At 50.4% G+C, this 2,190-nt stretch carries 2 protein-coding genes; both read left to right on the top strand.

The genetic code is table 11. From position 1 onward, the window contains the following. On the top strand, window positions 1-1,720 hold a 1,720-nt coding region (locus BLU57_RS15565; protein WP_256206341.1), incomplete at its 5' end, for a replication endonuclease. Further along, window positions 1,698-1,967 carry a hypothetical protein gene (locus BLU57_RS15570; RefSeq protein WP_090322912.1) on the top strand — a complete coding sequence of 90 codons (270 nt, stop codon included), beginning with the start codon at window positions 1,698-1,700 and terminating at the stop codon, window positions 1,965-1,967. The genes BLU57_RS15565 and BLU57_RS15570, both read left to right, overlap by 23 nt. Window positions 1,968-2,190: the final 223 nt, after the last annotated feature.

The following is a 2,190-nucleotide window of genomic DNA, read 5'->3' on the forward strand; positions in this document are numbered from 1 at the left end:
GCCTCGGTTGTGGCACAAAAATGACACAAAATTGCCACAAGTCATTTTTGCCGATGAGCGCACCGCAGCATACGGCACAGAAAAATGCCGCCGCATGCGCCAGCATATTTTTTCTGAGCTTGTCCTCATTGCCGGAGACCTGGCTGCCCGCTACGTCAAAACCGCCGAGCGTTCCAGTTTCGAGCAAGCCAACCATGAACTGCAAGATATTTACGATCAGCTACGTATAGAAGACCTAAATCTATGCGCTGACAACGAAGAACTGCTCGAAGCCGCCAAGCGCTTCGCCGAAAAATGCCACACAGCCCGCGCCCGTGCGCAATCGCCAGCCGATGCTTATCAAGCCTACCTGCGCATCGTCGATCATTACCAAGTTAAACGGCCAACAGTCAAAAACGACAATCTCGAACCAGTTCTAAACCGCATGTGCTGCCGCCGCTGGTGGTATCGCAGAATCCAGATTCTGCGATTACGCAAGATCGAGACCATTTCCAGAAATATCGAACTGGTCAACCGCCTGCGCGGCACGTATGCCAGTGACTACACCATTCACGTTAAGCGCAAACAAAAGGAGCGGAACCGGCTGTACCTGGCCTCGAACTTCGTAAGCAACCAGAACGGCGAGATTTTTTCCCTGCAGAACCTAGCCGACCGTTCGGTATCCAATCCAGCCGTTCGCCGTGCTGAATTGATGGTTCGCATCCGTGGTTTTGAAATGGTTGCCAACTATCTGGATCATAGGGGTGAATTCTATACGCTCACCACGCCATCGCGCATGCATGCTTGTCTGCATACCGGCCATGCCAATCCACGCCATGACGGCACTACCACCCTGGAAGCGCATCAGTATCTGACACACCTCTGGTCGCTGATCCGTGCCGAACTCGATCGGCAAGATATCCGGCCTTACGGTTTTCGTGTGGTCGAACCGCACCACGACGGCACCCCGCATTGGCACCTGCTACTGTTCATGCCGGATAAACACCGCGAAGCTGTGCGCAAAGTCATGAGCCATTATGCGCTTCTCGATAGCGGCAACGAACCCGGCGCATTAAAACGCCGCTTCAAAGTGGAACCCATTGATCCAGCTAAAGGCTCAGCCGTCGGTTACATTGCCAAGTACATATCCAAGAACATCGACGGCTACGCACTTGATTGCGATTCTTACGGTAATGACGCGATACAGGCAGCCGAGCGCATCACCGCTTGGGCGAATACCTGGGGTATCCGGCAATTTCAACAGATCGGCGGCCCTAGTGTCACCGTGTGGCGGCAATTGCGAAAACTCGACAAAACCGGCGATCCGGAACTTGAAGCTATCCGACAATCGGCAACCGCCAGTGATTGGGCGGCGTTCATGTTGGCAATGGGCGACCCCGAAACCCCGCACAACCAGCAAGCCATCAAACCTTTTTACGATCAGAGCAAGCAATTGAACCCGATAACAGGCGAAGTATATTCACCGCTGGCCGGCCGCTACGGTGACACTGCACGGCTACGCGTTGCCGGTATCCTTTGGAAAGGCTCAAGCTATAGCACGCAAAAGCATATTTGGATGCTTATCAAGGTTGATGGCGAGGACGTGACATTGAGGAGCGAGGCGAAGCCCGAGCGCACGAAATGTCACGACGCAGCTGCTTCCCTTGGACTTGTATCAATAACTGTACCAACCCCTTTTTATCACCCGGAGGTTTTCCATGAGAACCCAACTCAACACTAAAAATGATCCATTAAAAAACATTATGAACCCATTTACTTTAGATGAAGCTGTGTCCTTAATCTACCGTTTGGCCGTCCTCAAAAAGGATGCGCAGCAGCCGGGAAAGAAATACAGCATTACACAAATCGGCCATATCTGCGGCGTTTTAACGCTGAACGATCAAATCGAGATTGTCATCAAGTTTCACGACGAGATGCGGCAATTCACTAAGGAGGAGTTTTACGCGCAAGTAATGGTTTTAGACTAACAGGACATCTGTACTATTTACTATGAAAATAAATAGCGTACTATTGCAATCAATATTAACTCCGATAGTCACTATTTATCATGGAAACCAATCAAAGAAAACTGTTCGATCTAAACCTCACTGAGGAACAAGAGCAAATTATTTTAAAGAATATCAAAGAATTCAGAGGCGTTGGCACCACGCTTGAAAGCGCATTAGGCGCTTTGATCATGGGGCAATACTT

It is taken from the genome of Nitrosomonas oligotropha (assembly GCF_900106555.1).
Lineage (GTDB): Bacteria > Pseudomonadota > Gammaproteobacteria > Burkholderiales > Nitrosomonadaceae > Nitrosomonas > Nitrosomonas oligotropha_A.

Coding starts and splice junctions, on each gene's coding strand:
- BLU57_RS15570 (WP_090322912.1), top strand. CDS start 1,698: ATGAGAACCCAACTCAACACTAAAAATGATCCATTAAAAAACATTATG.